This is a genomic window from Saccharophagus sp. K07, from assembly GCF_014336955.1.
GTDB lineage: Bacteria > Pseudomonadota > Gammaproteobacteria > Pseudomonadales > Cellvibrionaceae > UBA5868.
This window is the reverse complement of the sequence record NZ_QRAI01000014.1, coordinates 1-1,581: the sequence shown is the minus strand read 5'-3', so window position 1 is coordinate 1,581 and position 1,581 is coordinate 1. Positions and strand designations below refer to the sequence as shown.

The following is a 1,581-nucleotide window of genomic DNA, read 5'->3' as shown; positions in this document are numbered from 1 at the left end:
GTTCAAACATCAGCCCAGAGCGAAAACCGTGGAGGATGTGGAAAAGCTGCTGCCGTGGAATGTGGATATCGAGCAGCTGAAGCAAAGCTTTGGGGCTGTCAACCGGGTGCTTTGTTGAGCGCTTACCTTGCATTCATGTCATGGAGTTAGACAAAGGCTTATATGATGCTAATACAACTCCGATGTTGAGTCATATTAATGTTGGGACCGGAGAGGATTGCACTATCAGAGAGCTGGTGGAGACTATTGCTGAGGTGGTGGGCTACTCTGGCGCTGTGTTGTTTGATAGCTCCAAACCGGATGGTACCCCCCGAAAGTTATTGAGCGTGGACAGGCTTGCATCGCTAGGATGGCGTTACAGCACAGATCTTAAAACAGGTCTCAAGATGACGTATCAGTGGTTTTTGGAAAACCAGGAAAACTTTCGAAGTTGACTTTCTGAAGCGTTACGTTGGTTTTTGGTCATTTCTTAAAGATTAAATTACATGTCCGATATCAAGCTTTCAATCATAACCGCCACTTGGAATAGTAGTAAGACTGTTGCCGCCACAATGGAAAGTTTGGCTCGGCAAACCTTTCAAAATTATGAGTCTATAATTGTGGATGGTCTTTCTTCGGATGATACGCTTGATGTGGTTCGTCGTTCGGGAGTTAGAATCGGGAAGATTATTTCTGAACGTGACAAAGGTATCTATGATGCATTGAATAAAGGAATTGCTGCTGCTCAAGGTGAGTATGTTGGCTTTCTACATTCTGATGATATTCTTGCATCTCCTTCCTCTCTTGAAAAATTGGTTGACTGCATCGATCGGAAAAAACCTGATGCTGTTTATGCTGATCTACAGTATGTCGATAAAGAGAATACTAATAAAGTTATTCGGTATTGGAAGAGCGGCTCATATAGTCGAAGTCGATTAAAAAATGGGTGGATGCCGCCCCATCCGACTTTTTATATGCGCAGAAATTTGTATTCTGAGCTTGGTGGTTTTAATTTAAATTATAAAATATCGGCTGATTATGATTCGCTTATGCGATATTTATGGGTTAATAATGTCAGGTTGGAGTATTTGCCGGAAGTCTTGATAAAAATGAGGATCGGAGGCGCCAGCAATCGTTCATTATCAAATATTATAAGAAAGTCAAAGGAAGATTTCGCTGTGATGAAAGAATATAGTATGCCTGTGTTCAGAGCCATATTAGGGAAAAATTTGTCAAAGTTACCGCAGTTTTTTATACGTTGAGTTCTTCAGGTTGGTATTGACTTTGATGCTCTAATTTCTTGAATTTTACTGGTCTGGAGTTATAGGTAGAGGTGAGCTTATCCCACCTCCACCACACCATCCTCCACAACCTCCACCCCATGCCCCCGCGGCTCCTCCAAAAACTGCACCACTGCAAACGCCACCAGCGCTGTGGCTGCGATAATTAAAAAGAAGGTATTGGTATCCACAAAACGTAAGCGCTCGACAAACCCCACCCTAGCCAGTCTCGGTTGATTCACCAAAGATACCCCCAGGTTTTTGACTGGGGTATGAATATGAATCTGACAAGCAAACAGCAATTCTGGCGAGACCATGTTTT

At 42.9% G+C, this 1,581-nt stretch carries 2 protein-coding genes and 1 pseudogene; 2 read left to right on the top strand and 1 reads right to left on the bottom strand.

Features of this window, described 5'->3' with window-relative positions:
• The first annotated feature begins 140 nt into the window (after positions 1–140).
• Both DWB84_RS18730 and DWB84_RS18725 read left to right on the top strand, forming a co-directional pair.
• Positions 141–434, top strand: a complete 294-nt coding sequence (locus DWB84_RS18730) for a hypothetical protein (protein ID WP_222868286.1) — start codon at positions 141–143, stop codon at positions 432–434.
• A gap of 51 nt (positions 435–485) precedes the next feature.
• A complete protein-coding gene (locus DWB84_RS18725; RefSeq protein ID WP_222868285.1) occupies positions 486–1,241 on the top strand; it encodes a glycosyltransferase family 2 protein in 756 nt (251 codons plus the stop codon).
• Positions 1,242–1,318: 77 nt separating this feature from the next.
• Here the strand turns inward: DWB84_RS18725 and DWB84_RS18720 are convergent.
• A pseudogene (locus tag DWB84_RS18720) lies at positions 1,319–1,581 on the bottom strand (hypothetical protein); the annotation flags it as partial.